Genomic DNA, 17029 nt, shown 5'->3' with positions numbered 1-17029 from the left:
GAATAATCATAAAGTATACCAGTGACCGTTCTACAGGAGGATTCAAGCATGACTAATCATACAATCGAACATACCATTATAATAGGCGCGGGACCGTGCGGCCTCGCTGCAGCGATCGAGCTCCAGCGCGAGGGCATCCGTCCGCTCATTATCGAAAAACGCAATATAGTCCATTCCATCACCCAATACCCTACATACATGCATTTTTTCAGCTCGCCCGAAAATCTGGAGATTGGCGATATTCCATTCACAACAGCTAATGACAAGCCATCCCGGCTGGAGGCGCTTAACTATTATCGCACCGCCGCACAGCGCCATCATGTACGCGTACAGCCCTTTGAGACAGTCTTGTCCATAACGCGTACCGAGGAAGGCTTCAAGCTGAGCGGTGAAGACCGCTTCGGATCGCCGAGAGAACGCTATTGCCGCCATGTCATCATCGCCACCGGCTACTTCGACCATCCGAACCGACTGGGCATCCCTGGCGAGGAGATGGACAAGGTAAGCCACTTCTTCCATGAAGCCCATCCTTATGCAGGGATGGAGGTCGCCATTATCGGGGGCAGCAACTCCGCTATCGACGCCGCATTGGAGTTGGAGCGTGTCGGCGCGAAGGTAACGGTCATCTATCGCGGGTCGCACTATTCCTCCAGCATCAAGCCTTGGGTCAGACCAACCTTTGAAGGCAAGGTAGCCAAAGGCTCCATTGCCATGAAATTCGCTTCCAAAGTTATCGAAATTGCCGATACGCATGTTGTCGTTCAGCACGAAGGCGGTGAAGAACAGCTCGCCAACGATTTTATATTGGCCTTGACTGGTTTCCATCCTGACCGCGGCTTCTTGATGGAAACCGGCGTGACGATGGAAGCTGAGGGATACCCTACCTTCGATGAAAATACGATGGAGACGAACGTTCCAGGGATCTATCTGGCAGGCGTTGTAGCCTCCCGGCATGAAGCCAATGAAATATTTATCGAGTCCGGGCGCTTCCATGGACGCAAGATCGTCCAGCATATGCTTGAACAACAAAAATAACGGCGATCCGCCGTTATTTTTGTTTTCGCTTATGAGGCTGCAATTTCGAGCGTAAATGCTGCACTTGTTCATCGCCAGGCTCTTTGTCACCGTAACGGGCTCCCTCGTATTGCTCAATAAAAGAATGAACCCACTCCCTATCGCCTGCCTTTTCCATTCTCCCGTTCATATCTGCAGCGGTCTCACGAGGCGTCAAATGAAGCTTATGCTCATAGCCATGCTTCGTTGCGTCGGACACCCATTTTCGATATAAGTATCTTACCCGTTCCCGATTCGTAGCAAGCGAATTCCATTCATCGTTTTTGCCCTCGCCGGAGCCGAACAAAGATCTAAGCTTGTTCTTCATTCGATTTCGGATATCCGATAAGGACATCAGGCTCTCAATCTCATCCGTATATCCCGTCTCAGGCTCCGGCTGGGCGACTCGGCGTCCTAGCAGCTTGTTGATCATCATCTTGATGGCATGGCCGAATTTTTTGAACACCAGCTTAATAACGTACACTGTTACTGCAGCCATTAGAATCACGAAGACGACAAAAATTAATATCTCCAAATAGTCCCAGAAGCGATATTCCTTCGGCTCAACCTCCGGCAATATTAGCGGTGGCGGAGGCGGTTCTTCAATTGGCGGCGCTGGCTCACCCGACCCGATTCGGCCAAATATGGCCCGAAGAATGGAGCGAAACAAATCCTCTATCGCCTGCCTGAATTGCGCAAATGCCATCACGAGGCCCAGCAAAGCCATTAAAGCAATAATCCATATCCGGTTCTGCTTGCGCGTAGCCTTAAGCGCCAGCGACTTCCGATGATCGACCACTTCATTCGTGACATGGCGTTCATTCACAATAACCAGAAGCAGGAATATGGAAGCTATCATGCCTGCATTCAGAATACCTGTATACTCGCTGAGCGGCTGAATTAGCACCATCTTCAGAATTTGGGTCGCCATATAAGCCACTATCCCAGTTATCATATGAACGCTGTGGAAGCTGGTCTTCCAGCCTTGATTCAATTGCTCGTAGCCTCTACTCGTGAATAAGGCCCCGAGCAGCGTCATCACGATGAGCGGGATGGGTGTCATGTCCGTGCCTGTCAGCATAGCGACAGCGGCTCCGTGGGCTGCAGCTGCAATCAGGATGAGCAGCAAGCGGGTAATGAACCGAATTCGCGTATGAGCGCCCAGTACGGCAAGAGGAACGCAATAGGCGAGCGGGAGCGTCGCCAGCCACCAGTTCATGGTCGCAGCAGGCAGTAACAATATCGTAAGCGTCATTAGGATCGGAAAATAAAATAATAGCTCGATATAACCTGTTGCGATGGCTCTCCACAACGGGATACGCGATGTTTTTGTCATGCGCTCATCCCCTCCCTAGCCTTCACAGATGCCTCTGCATGCTCGGGATCCGATTTCGCACTCGGAATTTCCCACACCGTCACCGAGTTGCCGCCTGCGCGCAGCCTCTCAGAAGCAAGCTCCAGCGAATCGTTCCAATATGCGGAAAGGATGACGATATCTCGGTCCGAATAGCCGAGCGACGCTTCGTGCTCCAGCAGCTGCTTGAACGCTACAGTTCGGCTAAGCTGAAGCATAGCCATAACCTCCAGCAGCAGCAGCATATGCTCATGTCCGCGGCTGCTCTCGATGCGAGCGCTGTCCAATCCGGATTCAATTGGCATATTCGCGGCAAAACCGGCCGCCATGCCTTCTACGATTGCGGCATTCGCTATGCCTGCCGCCCACTCAATCCCCCGCTCAATAAGCGGCTCGTTCGATACGGATCTCCACATGGATTCGCTATCCTCGACGTTAAGCAAAATCAATATATTTCGCTCCGCCGTATAGTCATACTGATGAACCTGCAGTCCGCCTGTTCGCGCGCTGGCCTTCCAGTTAATCTGCTTCATGGAATCGCCGGGCTGATACTCTCGCGAACCTGCAACCACGAACGGATCGGGAACGATGAAACGCTTAACGGTGTATTCGCCCTGCATGCTGCGGGAGGGCAGCAGATGAAATGGAACATCGGCAGGTCGCGGATAGACAACTAGCTCGTCGTTTAACTGAAATTGCGTATGATTCAAAAATACGCCCAGCAGATCGCCGCCCGTCATCGTAACGGAATTAAGACGGTAACAGCCTCTCTTCAACGCTTTAATAGAATGTGTCCGGGTCAGTCGCTTGTAGCTCCCCAGGCTGAAGAAGCTGCGATGATTCTGATACAGACTGCCGCTGCTCACTTCAATGTTCTCACCCTGGCGGAATTGAAGCTGCGCGGGCAGCTGAGACTCGACTCGCAGCCAAGGAACGGGCAAGCTCTTCCGGTTCTCAAGCTGCTCTACAAGCTCGATCTCATCCCCTGCGAAGCAGGTATGCTGACGGAACTTTCGGCTGTAACTGAGCTTGCGAAGCGCAAGACGCTTGAACATGCGCCCTTGTCCATAAATGACTGCCAACGTAAACAGCAAGAACCAAAAGATATACATAAACGGACTACCTGGACGCGAGTCCGGTCTCTGCCGGCACTTCTAACTGGCGGATAATATCCTCCAGCACCTTCTCCGCCTGTCCTTGCGTCCGGGCAATGCCGCGCAGAGAAAGACGATGCGCAAGTGTCGGCCTCGCCATTGCCTTAATATCGTCTGGCGTTACATAATCGCGTCCGCGCAGGACGGCATGAACCTGTGCCGCCCGCAGCAGCGCCTGGCTGCCACGGGGACTTACCCCAATCGCCACATCTTCTCTTGTACGTGTCCGCTCCACGATGGCCAGCAGGTAGTCCAGCACCTCATCGGAGATCCTCACCGATCGGTACGCTTGTCTCGCAGCTGCGAGCTCATCCGCCCCGGCAATAGGCTCCAGCGTTTCCAGCGGATCATGCTCCTTGAAGCGCTTGAGCAGTCGAAGGCCTTCCTCCGTAGTCGGATAACCCATCTTCACCTTGAACAGGAAACGATCGAGCTGGGCTTCCGGCAGCGCGAACGTCCCATGATGCTCAATCGGGTTCTGCGTCGCGATAACCATAAATGGAAGGTTCAGCTGCATCGTTTCACCATCAATGCTCACCTGGCGTTCTTCCATACATTCCAGAAGACTGGACTGCGTTCTTGGCGTCGCCCGGTTAATCTCATCCGCAAGCAGCAGGTTCGTGAACAGCGGTCCTGGCCTGAACTGAAATTCGCCGTGCTTCTGATTGTAATAATGAATGCCGCTTAAGTCCGAAGGCAGCAGATCGGGTGTGAATTGTACTCGCTTGAAGGCAAGCGACAGCGACTTCGCGAACGACTTGGCGAGCACAGTCTTCCCTGTCCCGGGTACATCCTCCAGCAGCACATGACCGGATGTCAGCAGACCGATGAATAGAAGCTCGACTACCTCCTCCTTGCCGATAATCACTTCACTGACGTTCTGTTTGATGCCATCTGCCAATTGTTTAACCGCTTGCAAAGACATAGATACAACTCCTTATATAGTGGTTAGTTGAATTATGTGCGGCTTCGCTGTAATCTCTGGAGGTCGCTCCAACGGATCAGCTTGATGCCCTGCTCTTCGATCGTCTTGCGCACGTCCGCATCGCGGAAAATATCGAATTCCATCCCGCGCTTCACCGGTTCGCGGTGAAAGGCGTTCAGCTCATCCGTTACGTTAGATGGATGGATAATCAATTCCGATACGCCCGGCTTTAAAGATGTCAGCAGCTGCTTCATATCGGCCTTGAATGAATCGAAGCTTTCACCCTCTTGAAGCGGGAATGGCAAGCCTAGCAAATAATCCAGAATGACTATGCCTTTGGCATCCGCTAGCGCTGCGACCGCACGCGCTTGCTCCTCCATCTCCGGCGGAGCGACGCCGCTCTCCACCTGCACGTACCTCGGAAGCCGGAATGGCAGGCCGTAAGCCGCGCATACATCCAGCACCTCGACCATAAAGTGTTTTCCGGTCTGCAGACCATATAAGCTGCCCATGTGATTGTCGGCATGCGTTGGCTTCATCCCTAGCTTGATCGCCTTCTCGATTTGATTCGTCAGCTCCCGCTTCACATGTTCCGATTCCGCGTGCAGCTCAAAGCTGCGTACATCTGGATGAAAGTAGCCTTCAGCTGTCGTCAAAGATGTGACATCGCTATCATTCGAGACAGGTCCCCAGCTGTAAGCACTCCATTCGCTGGTGAAGGTCAGATGCACGCCTACATCATGCCCAGGATGAGCCGCGCTCCATAACGCAGCTTCCCTTGCCCACCCGCAAGGCATCATGATCGTGGCAGAGCTGATCGCACCCTCTGTCAGCAATTGTTGTACAGCTGTATTGACCGAATGGCATAATCCGTAATCATCGGCATTAATTATAAGAAGTCGATCATCCGCGTTATATCCTAGCTCTTGCGCCAAGCTCATCTTCCATACCTCCATCCGATTATTTAATGGCATATATTATTCATGACGTTCCGAAGACAGCTTGTTCAGTCTCGCTGTCAATTGATCACGCCAGCTTGCCGCCAGTTCTGCTATATCAAGCAGCGTTTGAATCGCTTTCATATTGGATTTATCCTTATACATGACGCGGTTGGCGTCTGCTATCGTGAGCCTCGCTTTGTGACGCTCCACGATGACAACAGAATCTCCTGCCTTCACAGTGCCTTCCTGCAGCACACGGAAGTAGAATCCCGTATATCCCGTCTGCTGCGCGAGCGCTGGCAGCTCAGGCAATCCATTGCGCAAGCCCAGCTTGTAGCAAGGCTGTCTAGGCTGGCTCACTTGCAGCACAGTATGGCCGATTGCCACAATATCGCCAATGTGAATCTGATCCTCTGTCCAGTTGGACAGCGTGAAATTTTCTCCAAACGCCCCATTCTGGAAGGGACGGCCAAAATGCTCCGACCAATAGGGATACCTGTCTACAAAATAAGCGCAGATTGCCTTGTCCGGCCCGCCATGGTGAACCGTATCGCCTTGTCCATCCCCTTCTATGCCGAGAACATGTACCTTTCTCGCTTCTTCCGAGGCTGATTTGAAAATGCCGCTGAGCACTTGCTTCGCGCCATGCTGCAGCAATTGGGGCTGCCCCACTTGCAGCGAAGCCAGGGTAGCCGTACCACCTTCGTTCATGCTGCTCCTCTTTTCTATTAATCTCGTTTATCTATGTCCATTATAAGCTTTACAGGGAGAAGTTGGCAAAGAAAACAGTGCCATTAATATTAATGACACTAGTTAATACGACGCTCCACCATTAACCCTTTCGACATGTTCTTTGCCAGCCCCTAAAGCCGCTGTCGAAACCGTTTAGTTTCTGTCCGTTATTGCGCTTCCCCGGGAAATGATCAGCCGGAAATGATTCATTTCCCATCTATGCGCCCTTCTGTTCCAGCTCCATTCAGTTTCGAATTTCACTGCTGCTCGTAGTTGCTCCTGCCTTCCATAGAAACCAGGTCTCATATAACGCTAATAGCAAACCTAAGCCAAGTGCGGCGATTGCCGCATCCAATGTCAGAAAGGCAATTGCCAATATACCGCTCAAGCCTAACCAGCAAAAAGCAATCGCATTAACCGGTTGACTCCATTCCCCTAGATGCCACGGCGCGTCGCGCCATATCCCTTCCATCTCGCCGCGGCTTCCTCCATGTCGGGCCTGCAATCGCTCCCGCAGCCTGAGTCCGATTGGAATCGCATAGGCAGTATGCAGGAAGACGATGGATACAGCCAACAGTCCGATGAATGTTTCGTTATTCCACCATAACTGAGCACAGAGCAGCAGCAATATTGCCGCTGCAGCGGCAGTCCAACTGCCGAGTGAAGTTATCCTCCCTTCAGAGGAGACACGTCCGATCCATCTGCTGCAAGGGATCGATTCATCCCTCGCCAGGCTGAACATGATCCGTGCGCATACCGACATGGACTGAAGACCGCTTGCCCCTAGTGATACGATGATCAGAATGGCTATGAGCCATGAACCGCCCCAGCCTGTCATCGCTGTCCGGACAAACCAATCGAAGCCTTGTGCGGCTGACGCCCCTGATGCAGATAGCATCAAACCCCCTGTCCCATAGGAATGCGCGGCAGCCAAGGAAACGAGCGTCAGCAAGATCAGCCCGGCAATGTATGTATAGGCGGTGGACAAATAAATCGCCCATGGCACCCGCACTCGCGGCTCAAGCGTCTCTTCTGCACCAGCTGCCGCTCCATCCATCCCGAGAAATAGCTTCATGAGCAGCAGCAGACCAACCAAATACGATTCCGGACGGACATGCTCTAGAAAGCTTGCCGTATTGAATTGATACAGAACAGCTGCGGAATAGGAATTCGGCCACAACAGCCACAGAATTGCTCCCGCCACAAGTCCGGCCGTAAGCAGCTGCATCCAAATACCTGCGCCATGCAGCCAGTTTATCAAGACGCCCCCCCAATGCAGACATAGGGCTTGCACAACCGCAATGAGAACTGCCAGGCATAAGAAGCTGATGAATGAAGGCGTATAACCGAAATACCAAGACGCGACACTGTCAGACAAGTAGGCGCAACCTCCGATGAAGAGCGCAAGCATCGTTATATGGCCTGCAACGTGGAACCAGCCGGCACGTCTCCCCCATTTCGCGCCTCCCATCACAATGGATGCATGCGACAGGCTCCCTGCCGTTGGCATCGCGGAGGCGACCTCTGCCAAGCTGCTGCTCACACATATATAGCATAACGCCAGAATCGGCAAGCCGAATCCGATAATGGACAATCCCCCTTGTCCTACTGCCGGTCCGAACCAGAGAGCCGCGCTTCCGATCAAAGCCATCGTGCCGAACGACAAGCCGATTGTCTGCCAGCTGCTTCTGTCTCGCCGCAGCGGCTGGGTCAAGCCGAACCGGTACAGGTCCTGCCTGTCCTGCATGGCTTGCGTTTCCTTGCCGTAGCGCATCATGCTTTGATATCTGCTGGTCCGATAACCGGTACTGGCCTTATAAGCCAATGCAAAGATCAGCACGCATACAATGGCAGCCAACAGCAACCCGATATAAGCGGCAATCATGTCCTCACCCCCATATCCTACTCTATGTGAAGAGGCATCAGGGCATGCAACTTGTACTTCTATGGCACACGCAAAAAGAACCTGTGACTCGCAACAGCAAGCCAAAGGTTCCGATCAGCTGATCTCACGTTGTTGAGCTTCGCCGGCCATATCGCGCACGGCTTGCTTCACATGCAGAAGATCAAATGGTTTTTCAAGCAGGCAATGAATGCCAAGCCTTCTGGCTTCCGCCAGCATATCCGCATCGGCGAATGCCGTCATAATCGCAACAGGAGCCGGGTTGTCCGCTTCCCGAATGGCGCACAGCACGTCAACACCGCTCATATCCGGCAATCGAATATCCAGCAGGACGCAATCCGGATTTTCGCTCAGCCACTTGGCAATCGCATCCCTCCCCGTAGAAGCCTGCAGTACGCCATAACCTTCCTCCTGGAGCATCTCCGCCATCAGTATGCGCAAGGCATTCCCATCATCCACAATTAGAACAAGAGGCTGCTCGCGCGCAGCCTTCGATTCGAACAACCTCTCAGTTGAAGACAGGACTTGCAAGGAAGCAGGAGCGCTCGCTTTTGCCGTCAGGGCGTCGGAATGCGTATAATACGGAGCCGAATAGCTGTTATATTCGCGGGACCGTCTCCGCGCATTTCGCTTTGCCCGGGTGAAAGCCGCTGCCAAGACCAATATCGCCAAGGCTGCGGCAAGCCAATACGTAACGATCATAGATTACTCCCTACTGTTAGTCATTTGCGAGCATGGGGCCAAGCGGCCCTTCTTCATTAATGATATCTTGAATAGCATAGACCGATATCGGAAAATACAGAAAACCATAAGCATATGCAGCCAGCTCATATAATTCGAAATAAATGACAAGCGAACGGTCTGCGATATAGAAAGGCTGATCCGGCGCAACGCTTTGGAACGGCTCCAATGTGGGAATGTCCCGTTCCTTTATGCCCTTGGCGACATACTCGTTAATCCGAGCCACATAATCGCTTCCAGACTTGAACAGCTCGCTTAGACTATACGATCTGCCCGTTGAAGCTTTAAACGTCAACGATTTCTGAAGCGTCATGCCGTGTGCGCCGCCTGTATACGCATAGTTGTACAGAGAGAGGCTGAATACGTCCTTTTCGTTTGTTTTCACTTCAAAGTAGGCGATCATCTCCGCTCTCGGATCATCCAGACTTCCTTGGCTGTTGACGAGCTGCTGCGCAGCCTCTAGTATCGCTTTGTTGATCCGGGCATCCGCTTCTGGATTCGCACCGCCGCTTATGTATGGAATGGACAAATCCGCTTTTGGGAACGATGCCTTTGCCGTCTGCACGACGAGAGGCGCTTGAGGAGCCATAGCCATTCACCATCCTGTTCATAAGATGGTTCATTGTATGCCGCGGGGCGCTCGGACCATTACAGCTGCATCTTCTCGCGTTCTGTCAGGCGTCTTCCGTATACATCAAGGACGAGGTTGCCTTTGTTCAGTCCCAATATCCGGTCCGCATACCGTTCGGCCCAATCGCCCTGATGCAATACGGCAATTACGATAATGCCCTCGTTCTTGCACAGATTTTTCAGCTCGCTCAGTACCGCGTCCGCCGCATGCGGGTCCAGTCCCGACACCGGCTCATCGGCTACGATGACCTTCGCACCGTGGACAAGCGCCCTGGCAATCGCCATGCGCTGCCGTTCACCGCCGCTTAAGTGCTTGGCCGGCAATTTCGCCTTATCCAGCAGCCCGCGCTTCTCAATCATGTCCATCGCGCCCATATAGTCGTCGCTGCGAACCATGCCTGTCCATCTGCGCCACGCCGGCGTCTGGCTGACGGAGCCGATAATGACGTTTTTTAATCCGCTTTTCTCCGGGAACAGGAACGGCTTCTCCTCCAGGTAGGCAACTTGCTGCTTAACCTTTCGTTTGGCAAGAATCCCTTCCTTGAATACATCCTTCCCGTTGAACATATAGGTACCGGCACTCCAGCTCTCCTGCAGCGCCAGACATTTCAGCAGCATCGACTTCCCGCTTCCGCTGCTTCCCTTCACGGCAATAAAGTCGCCTTCGTACGCTTCGAAGCTAATATCGTTAAGCACCTTGGGACCGCCGGGGATCCGCTTTGTCAAACCCTTTATTCTCAACATGTTCCGCACTCCTTCTGCTCGATGCCAGCCTTCTATGAATCTAGTTTAAAGTAAATAAAAAACTCTTTCCACCCGAACAAATGTTTGCTATAATAAAAACAAGAACAAATGTTCTGAATATTATAAAACCTATCCTTAAAGGAGGCTAGATCACCATGAAATCCAACTGTGAAAATTTCCGTTTTGTAGAGAGAGGACGCTCTTCCCGCGACTTGACGTTTAAGTTTTATAATGACGGACGTCTCGTTATTCTTGATAACGACACAGAGGAGGTGATCAGCCCCCGAGACTTGAGAAGCGACAGCCGCGACTTCTACGTTCGCAAGCGCATCGCCTTTATTAAGAACCAGCTGACGGCGAGCCAGTTGAAATATGCATAATGACGAAGAGGAGAGAGCGGCTATCTATAGCGGCTCTCTCCTCTTTTTCGCTGCCCTACGGCTGCTTGTCAATTCCGTTTAGACTTGGAGGACGTTTCGCTTGTTTGCCTGTCTTCGGCGTAATCGCCTCTTCCTTTATACTCGCGTCGTCCTGCTGGTTGTGGATCTTTTCGCTTTTGTTGAACGGCATCCGGATCACCTCCATTTACATTATGCGGAAGCGTGAACCGTCCTATGCCTTTCTTAATAAGACAAGTTACGCTGCCGCACATTGACTATTGGCTGGCATTTGCGGTAGATTGGTCATACAGCAGCAACGGCTAATACAAAGGAGACTCGCCTATTATGAAACAACATATATTTTTCGACTTGGATGATACATTGATTTATTGCAACAAATATTTCTTTTTTGTCGTGGACCAATTCGTGGATTCCATGTCCACCTGGTTCAGCGGCTACAACATCGTAACGCCCGAAGGGATTCGCGACAAGCAAATGGAGAGGGATATCGCGCTAATTGGTGATACCGGTTTCAAGAGCGAACACTTCCCCCAATCCTTCTTGGACACGTATGTCCACTTCAGCGATACGACAGGAAGAAAACGTTCAGTCGTCGAAGAGGATTTTCTATGGAAGCTCGGAATCAGCGTATACGACCATGAGACAGAGCCTTATCCCAATATGGAGCATACGCTTGACGAACTGGCTTCCGCCGGACATGAGCTTCATCTCTATACCGGCGGCGAGCTGCTCATTCAGCAGCGCAAAATCCAGCGAATGGGGCTAGAGCGTTATTTTAGCTCACGCATCTACATCAGGCAGCTTAAGAATAACGATGCGCTTGAGCTGATTCTGAAGCAAGGCACCTTTGACCGCGAGCATACTTGGATGATCGGCAATTCCATTCGCACTGATGTTGTGCCTGCCTTAGCCGCGGGCATTCATGCCATTCATGTGCGCACGCCGGAAGAATGGCATTACAATGTCGTACAGATTGACGTTCAGCCCAAAGGCGCTTTCTTTACATTAGATAAGCTCATTGACGTACCAGATACGATCCATCGCTACTTGAACCGCGACTAGCGTCTAACCATCTGCTTCCACAGCAAGCTCGCCAGTCGCTGCATGCCTCAGCACGATCCTGCCTTGCGTCTCTGTCCCATCGGCCAAAGTCAGCTTCAGCTTGGCGGTTTTTCCTTTCTCCGCGATTGCCCGCACCTGGGCGTCCGTCAAGCTGCGGCCAAAGCTTTCCTTCCAAATAACGAACGAGCATCCGCTCCGGTAATGGGAGCAACCATACCCTTTCCGCCCCATAAACAATCTCCCGCCGCAGCCAGGACGCGGACAAGCCGCAATCGTACCGTCTCCCGGCGCTTCGGCCCGCTCTTTCACCGCTGTGCTTCTGCCAGCAGCGCTTGGTGATGCTCCGGGTGAATTGCTGCTTGCCCGGCTGCTGCGTTCTGGCGAAGCGCTGCGAGAAGAACGCTGTCCTCTGGCGGACTTCCCCTTCCCCGGCTTCTCGTCTCCTTCGAACGCCTTAATATCGGCTCGTGCTTGTTGACGAACCTTATCTACGATCATCGTAGCGAACTTCTTCACATTTTCCATAAACACAGCATCCGATGCGCTGCCTCTGGCGATTTCATTGAGCCTGCGCTCCCACATGCCGGTCATTTCCGGAGACGTCAGCAATTCCACACCTGCGGCGCGGATCAATTCGATTGCCGTCCGCCCCTTCTGGGTAATCATGATCCGTTTGCCCTGCATCGTGACATAGCCTACATTCTTGAGCCTCTCGATGGTTGCCGCGCGCGTGGCAGGCGTGCCTAAGCCGGAATCCTTCATAGCATCCCGAACCTCTTCGTCCTCAATCTGCTTGCCTGCGCTCTCCATCGCCTTGAGCAGCGTGCCTTCCGTATAGTGCTTGGGCGGCTGCGTCTCTTTCTCCTTCATTGCGGCATCCACACATTGCACATGGACCGCCGGATTGACAGAGAAAGGCTCCAGAACCTCTTCCTCCTCCTCGGAGGAATCGTCGTCTTTGTCTTTCTTGCCGCCCTTGGGCTTCTCCTTCTTCTGGTCGGCATAGAGCACTTTCCACCCTAAGCTAAGAAGCTCCTTGACTGTCGTCTTGAACGTCTCCTTCTCCACCTCGGTCAGCACGGTATGAGATTTATATTCCGCAGCCGCATAGAACTGGGACAGGAAACGACGCACGATCAAATCGTACAGCTTGGCTTCATCGGGCGACAGCCCGTTCGCCTTCCGATGCGTCGGCAGAATCGCATGATGGTCCTCGACCTTGGCAGGATTGCATACAAACTTATTGCCCTTATGCACCAGGCTTTTATTCGCTCCCTTGGCCCACTCATCGTACGAAGTGCCATGCAAAGAGGACAAGGTCTTGTGCATTTCCGGAATATTCTGCTCCGTCACATAATTGGAATTGGTACGGGGATATGTGATCACCTTATGCTTCTCGTACAGGGCTTGCGCCGTATCCAGCGTCTTTTTTGCCGAAAACCCGAATTTTCCGTTCGCTTCCCGCTGCAAGAGCGTCAAATCATACAGCTTGTACGGATATTCCTTCACATCCTTCACTTCGTAGGAAACGATCGAACCCATTTTCCCTTTCACCTTGGCTGCTATCGCTTCCGCCTTCTTGGCATCGGTCATCCGCTCGCCCTGCCATAACCCGCGATAGGCCGTATCCTCTTGAAGAAACTTGGCCTCTACTTCATAGAACTTCAAGGAATCGAAGCTTTCAATCGTTTTTTGGCGGTCATAAATAAGTGCCAATACAGGCGTCTGTACCCGGCCAACCGATAACAACACATTATGTTTCGTCGTAAAAGCGCGAGAGCCGTTCATGCCGATAAGCCAATCGGCTTCGCTTCGGGCAGTCGCGGCTTTCGTTAAATTATCGTATTCAGTGCCTTCTCTCAGCTCGGCGAAGCCCCTGCGTATCGTCTCCGGCGTCAGATCGGATATCCAGAGCCGCTTGACGGGCTGGCTCAGCTTCAGATGACGTTGAATGAGGGAAAAAATATATTGACCCTCTCTCCCGGCATCGCAGCTATTCACAAGCGAATCGCATCGCTTCGCAAGTTCTTTGATCACCTTCAGCTGATCCATCGTTTTTTTGTTCGGGACCAGCTTGAACACTGCCGGAATAATGGGCAGATCACCGATGTTCCAGCGCTTGTACTTATCGTCATATGCATCAGGCTCAGCTAATCCAATCAAGTGGCCGATTGCCCACGTAATGATGTAACGCTCGCCTTCTATATAGGTACGGTGATTTTTCGCTTTGGGATCGATGGCGGCCGCAATATTACGTCCCATGTCTGGCTTCTCCGCAATGATTAGTGTCTTCAACTGGGGGCTCGCTCCTTTGCTTTGCTCATGATCATCCGGACGTCTCCAACGCTTTTATAATCGAAGCGAAAATGGTTCGTACGCCCTTCGACCAATTAGGGTCCTCTGCATATTCCCGGTTAATCCATGTAAACGGGTCTACATCAGACGGCCTGTCCTTGCTCAGTCGCGTAATGGTCCTCGCCGCAATCTGCGACGATTGCTCAATCGACGTATTAAATGCTTGCCAGCTATGAAAGACATTGAAGGGATTGTTGGCGATCTCCTTCGCCCGCTCATGCTTCCGCGGCACGAATCCCTGCTCCTGGCCGGTGATGGCGATCAGGAAAGCGGGGTGGATATCAAATTCCTTGGCCGTCTTCATAATGGCGTCTATGTAAGGCGAATCTGCTAGAATTGAAGATTTACTCTCCAGAAAAGAGATGAGCTTGTCCTTATCAATCAAGGCATACTTAAGCTCAGACGGCAGTTCATTAGGCGATGCTGCAGAGGCTTCCGCCGGGAGCTGCAATCCGGTCTCCGCTCCAATAGCTGACGGCTCTTGTACCCGCTCTTGTGTCTGCGACCAGCCGAAAAGCATGGACGCGGTAACTACGATAACTGTTAAGGTACCATAAAGCGTGAGGCTTCTCCGGCGCTGCTTCCTGATGATCGCTCCGCTTGCAGAAGGCAGCGGAATAACGATAGCTGCTTCTGATTCTCCGACCAAATGCCCTCTGTACGGCAGGCGGGCGGATTCTGTGCCGCTCCACGAAGCTTCCTGCTCTCTCCTCCACTTGCGAAACGGCTCCGCAACAGACGGATTCTCCATATCCAGCTCCATGCACAGCACAAAAATATCATCGGGACTAACGGGACGCTGCTGCTCCAGCACCGTCGAGCGAATGAGCCGGTATGTCAGCTGCTTTTTTGTTTCCAGATCAAAGTCAGGCAATTGGTTATGAATAATGCGCGCAACCGCGTCTGCGACAATCTCCGCACGCTGGTCGCTTGGCATGGAGGCATACTTATGATGCACATAGCTGCGTATGTTGTGAACATCGGTTGGCGTTAACACATAGGCAAGTTCTGCGGGCACCGGCCTCTCCCCCTACGCATGATTTCACCATCATTTTACCACAACTTGCCTTATTGCGGGGGAGTCAGGTTCGAAATCTGTTCCTGAATATCGGATTGCATGATGTAGGCGCGAACCTGTTCTTTCTCGCTGAACGTCAGCTGATATTCACAGTCGCAATCTTCGTCCTGCGGGATCATCTGCACAATTGTGCCGTCCAGTGTACAGATGACATAGACGGTGAATTGGATCAGATCGTCCGGCACAGGCGTGCTTTCATCCAAAGTCGGCTGGAGTACGATATCTACCCATTGATTGTCCCGGCGCTCCATTGATGCATCAAATCGAATAAACCGAAGCTCCGTTATGAGATCTGAACCGTATTTAATCATATCATCTCTCCATTTCCCTCTAATTCTGGGCAAGCAAGAAAAGCGCCCTAGGGCGCTTCCTTATGAATCCTATAAATATAGCCTAACATAGAGCCGCTTCTTATGGAAGCATCGATGAGCCCATCAGATACTTATCCACTTCACGGGCAGCCTCGCGGCCTTCATTGATCGCCCAGACAACCAGGCTTTGTCCCCGGCGCATATCGCCAGCTGCGAATACTTTGTCAACATTCGTAGTGTACTTGCCGTACGGGGCTTTCACATTGGAACGACGATCTTGTGCAAGTCCAAGCTGGTCAATCAGCGTCGTTTCCGGACCTTCAAAGCCTACAGCTATGAATACCAGATCCGCTGGCCATACTTTTTCCGTACCTGGAATTTCTTTATAAATTTTACGGCCGGTCTCATCTACTGTACGCTCGATTTGAACCGTGTGAAGCTCCTTCAGCTTGCCGTTCTCGTCGCCTACGAATTTCTTCGTTAGAACGGAGAATGCACGAGGATCTTCGCCGTATAGCGCTTTTGCTTCCTCTTGCGCATAATCTAACGTATAGACGTTAGGGAATTGCGGCCAAGGGTTGTTGATGGAATCACGTTCCAGCGGAGCTTTGGCATGTGTGCCGAATTGCGTAACCGACTTGCAGCCATGTCGAAGTGCGGTAGCTACGCAGTCCGTACCCGTATCGCCGCCGCCGATCACGATTACATCCTTATCTTTTGCGGAAATATAGTTGCCGTCTTCCAGATTGGAGTCCAGGTAGCTCTTAATCGTGCCGTTCAAATAATCCATCGCCATATGAACGCCGTTCAGATCGCGTCCCTCGATCTCTACATCGCGTGCGCGCGTTGCGCCGCCGCACAGAACGACTGCATCAAATTTCTCCACGAGTTCGCTTGCTGTGATATCTTTGCCGATCTCCGTATTCGTGACGAACTCGATGCCTTCTTCTGTCATCAAGTCAACACGACGCTGTACGACATGCTTCTCCAGCTTCATGGTCGGGATACCGTAAGTAAGCAGCCCGCCGATGCGGTCAGCACGCTCGTATACCGTTACGGTATGGCCCGCTTTGTTCAACTGCGCTGCCGTAGCCATGCCAGCCGGGCCGGAGCCTACGACTGCTACACGCTTGCCGGTGCGCACTTTAGGAGGCTGGGGAACGACCCATCCTTCTTCGAAGCCGCGATCGATAATCGCTTGCTCGATCGTCTTGATCGTAACTGCGTCACCGATTAGGCCGACCGTACACGAACCCTCGCATGGTGCCGGACATACACGTCCTGTGAATTCAGGGAAATTGTTTGTTTTGTGCAGGCGCTCCAGCGCCTCACGCCACAAACCTCTGTAGATCAAGTTGTTCCACTCGGGAATCAGGTTGTTCACTGGGCAACCAGACACCGAACCGGCGAGCTCCATGCCTGTATGGCAATAAGGCGTTCCGCAATCCATGCAGCGTGCGCCTTGGGTACGCAACTGTTCGTCGGACAAATGCTTATGAAATTCGTTCCAATCCTTAATGCGCTCAAGCGGGTCACGATCGGCCGGCAATTCGCGCTGATATTCCATAAATCCAGTTGGTGTAGACATGATCGAATTTCCTCCATCCCTGTTTCCCGGTTGCTTCACGTACACGTACAAGATACG

General features: G+C 52.3%; 17 protein-coding genes. 3 read left to right on the top strand and 14 right to left on the bottom strand.

What is annotated here, in order from left to right; all coding sequences use genetic code 11:
- Positions 1-48: 48 nt before the first annotated feature.
- A complete protein-coding gene (locus D3P07_RS08360) occupies positions 49-1035 on the top strand; it encodes a YpdA family putative bacillithiol disulfide reductase (RefSeq protein ID WP_119799723.1) in 987 nt (328 codons plus the stop codon).
- Positions 1036-1048: 13 nt separating this feature from the next.
- On the opposite strand, the gene D3P07_RS08355 is transcribed toward D3P07_RS08360, so the two are convergent.
- From D3P07_RS08355 to D3P07_RS08315, 9 genes are all read right to left on the bottom strand, one after another.
- Complete coding sequence (locus tag D3P07_RS08355; protein ID WP_119799722.1) at positions 1049-2389, bottom strand: DUF4129 domain-containing protein; 1341 nt, start codon at positions 2387-2389, stop codon at positions 1049-1051.
- Positions 2386-3519 carry a DUF58 domain-containing protein gene (locus D3P07_RS08350; protein WP_119799721.1) on the bottom strand — a complete coding sequence of 378 codons (1134 nt, stop codon included), beginning with the start codon at positions 3517-3519 and terminating at the stop codon, positions 2386-2388. Before D3P07_RS08350 ends, D3P07_RS08355 begins: the two co-directional genes overlap by 4 nt.
- Positions 3520-3526: 7 nt before the next feature.
- Positions 3527-4486, bottom strand: a complete 960-nt coding sequence (locus D3P07_RS08345; protein WP_119799720.1) for an AAA family ATPase — start codon at positions 4484-4486, stop codon at positions 3527-3529.
- Positions 4487-4518: 32 nt separating this feature from the next.
- The gene (locus tag D3P07_RS08340; protein ID WP_119799719.1) at positions 4519-5427 is read right to left on the bottom strand and encodes a polysaccharide deacetylase family protein; all 909 of its coding nucleotides are present in this window, start codon (positions 5425-5427) and stop codon (positions 4519-4521) included.
- 36 nt (positions 5428-5463) lie between these two features.
- Positions 5464-6138 (bottom strand): MOSC domain-containing protein, encoded by a 675-nt coding sequence (locus tag D3P07_RS08335; protein ID WP_119799718.1) that lies wholly within the window; start codon positions 6136-6138, stop codon positions 5464-5466.
- A 265-nt stretch (positions 6139-6403) separates the two neighbouring features.
- Positions 6404-8044 carry an amino acid permease gene (locus D3P07_RS08330; protein ID WP_119799717.1) on the bottom strand — a complete coding sequence of 547 codons (1641 nt, stop codon included), beginning with the start codon at positions 8042-8044 and terminating at the stop codon, positions 6404-6406.
- Between the two features lie 114 nt (positions 8045-8158).
- A complete protein-coding gene (locus D3P07_RS08325; RefSeq protein WP_119799716.1) occupies positions 8159-8764 on the bottom strand; it encodes a response regulator in 606 nt (201 codons plus the stop codon).
- A gap of 16 nt (positions 8765-8780) precedes the next feature.
- Entirely contained in the window at positions 8781-9392 is a 612-nt protein-coding gene (locus D3P07_RS08320) for a DUF3298 and DUF4163 domain-containing protein (RefSeq protein ID WP_119799715.1), read from the bottom strand.
- A 59-nt stretch (positions 9393-9451) separates the two neighbouring features.
- On the bottom strand, positions 9452-10177 hold the full coding sequence (locus D3P07_RS08315) for a phosphonate ABC transporter ATP-binding protein (RefSeq protein WP_119799714.1): 726 nt from the start codon (positions 10175-10177) through the stop codon (positions 9452-9454).
- Positions 10178-10332: 155 nt separating this feature from the next.
- Here D3P07_RS08315 and D3P07_RS08310 point away from each other — a divergent pair, with 155 nt between their 5' ends.
- Positions 10333-10557: a hypothetical protein gene (locus D3P07_RS08310; RefSeq protein ID WP_119799713.1), complete on the top strand. Its 225-nt coding sequence runs from the start codon at positions 10333-10335 to the stop codon at positions 10555-10557.
- 55 nt (positions 10558-10612) lie between these two features.
- On the opposite strand, the gene D3P07_RS27445 is transcribed toward D3P07_RS08310, so the two are convergent.
- Positions 10613-10747, bottom strand: coding sequence for a hypothetical protein (locus D3P07_RS27445; protein WP_259391392.1), 135 nt, complete (start codon positions 10745-10747; stop codon positions 10613-10615).
- Positions 10748-10902: 155 nt separating this feature from the next.
- Here D3P07_RS27445 and D3P07_RS08305 point away from each other — a divergent pair, with 155 nt between their 5' ends.
- Positions 10903-11640: an HAD family hydrolase gene (locus D3P07_RS08305; RefSeq protein ID WP_119799712.1), complete on the top strand. Its 738-nt coding sequence runs from the start codon at positions 10903-10905 to the stop codon at positions 11638-11640.
- A 3-nt stretch (positions 11641-11643) separates the two neighbouring features.
- Here the strand turns inward: D3P07_RS08305 and D3P07_RS08300 are convergent, their stop codons facing one another.
- The 4 genes from D3P07_RS08300 to D3P07_RS08285 all read right to left on the bottom strand — a co-directional run bounded on the left by D3P07_RS08300 (position 11644) and on the right by D3P07_RS08285 (position 16972).
- Complete coding sequence (locus D3P07_RS08300; protein WP_119799711.1) at positions 11644-13935, bottom strand: type IA DNA topoisomerase; 2292 nt, start codon at positions 13933-13935, stop codon at positions 11644-11646.
- Positions 13936-13966: 31 nt separating this feature from the next.
- Complete coding sequence (locus tag D3P07_RS08295; RefSeq protein WP_119799710.1) at positions 13967-15013, bottom strand: glucosaminidase domain-containing protein; 1047 nt, start codon at positions 15011-15013, stop codon at positions 13967-13969.
- Positions 15014-15063: 50 nt separating this feature from the next.
- Positions 15064-15384 (bottom strand): hypothetical protein, encoded by a 321-nt coding sequence (locus tag D3P07_RS08290; protein WP_119799709.1) that lies wholly within the window; start codon positions 15382-15384, stop codon positions 15064-15066.
- Between the two features lie 100 nt (positions 15385-15484).
- The gene (locus D3P07_RS08285) at positions 15485-16972 is read right to left on the bottom strand and encodes a glutamate synthase subunit beta (RefSeq protein ID WP_119799708.1); all 1488 of its coding nucleotides are present in this window, start codon (positions 16970-16972) and stop codon (positions 15485-15487) included.
- Positions 16973-17029 lie beyond the last annotated feature (57 nt).

The organism is Paenibacillus sp. 1011MAR3C5 (genome assembly GCF_003591485.1).
In the GTDB taxonomy this organism is placed as follows: Bacteria; Bacillota; Bacilli; order Paenibacillales; family Paenibacillaceae; genus Pristimantibacillus.
The sequence above is the reverse complement of the archived record's forward strand: the minus strand, read 5'-3'. Positions and strand labels throughout refer to the sequence as shown.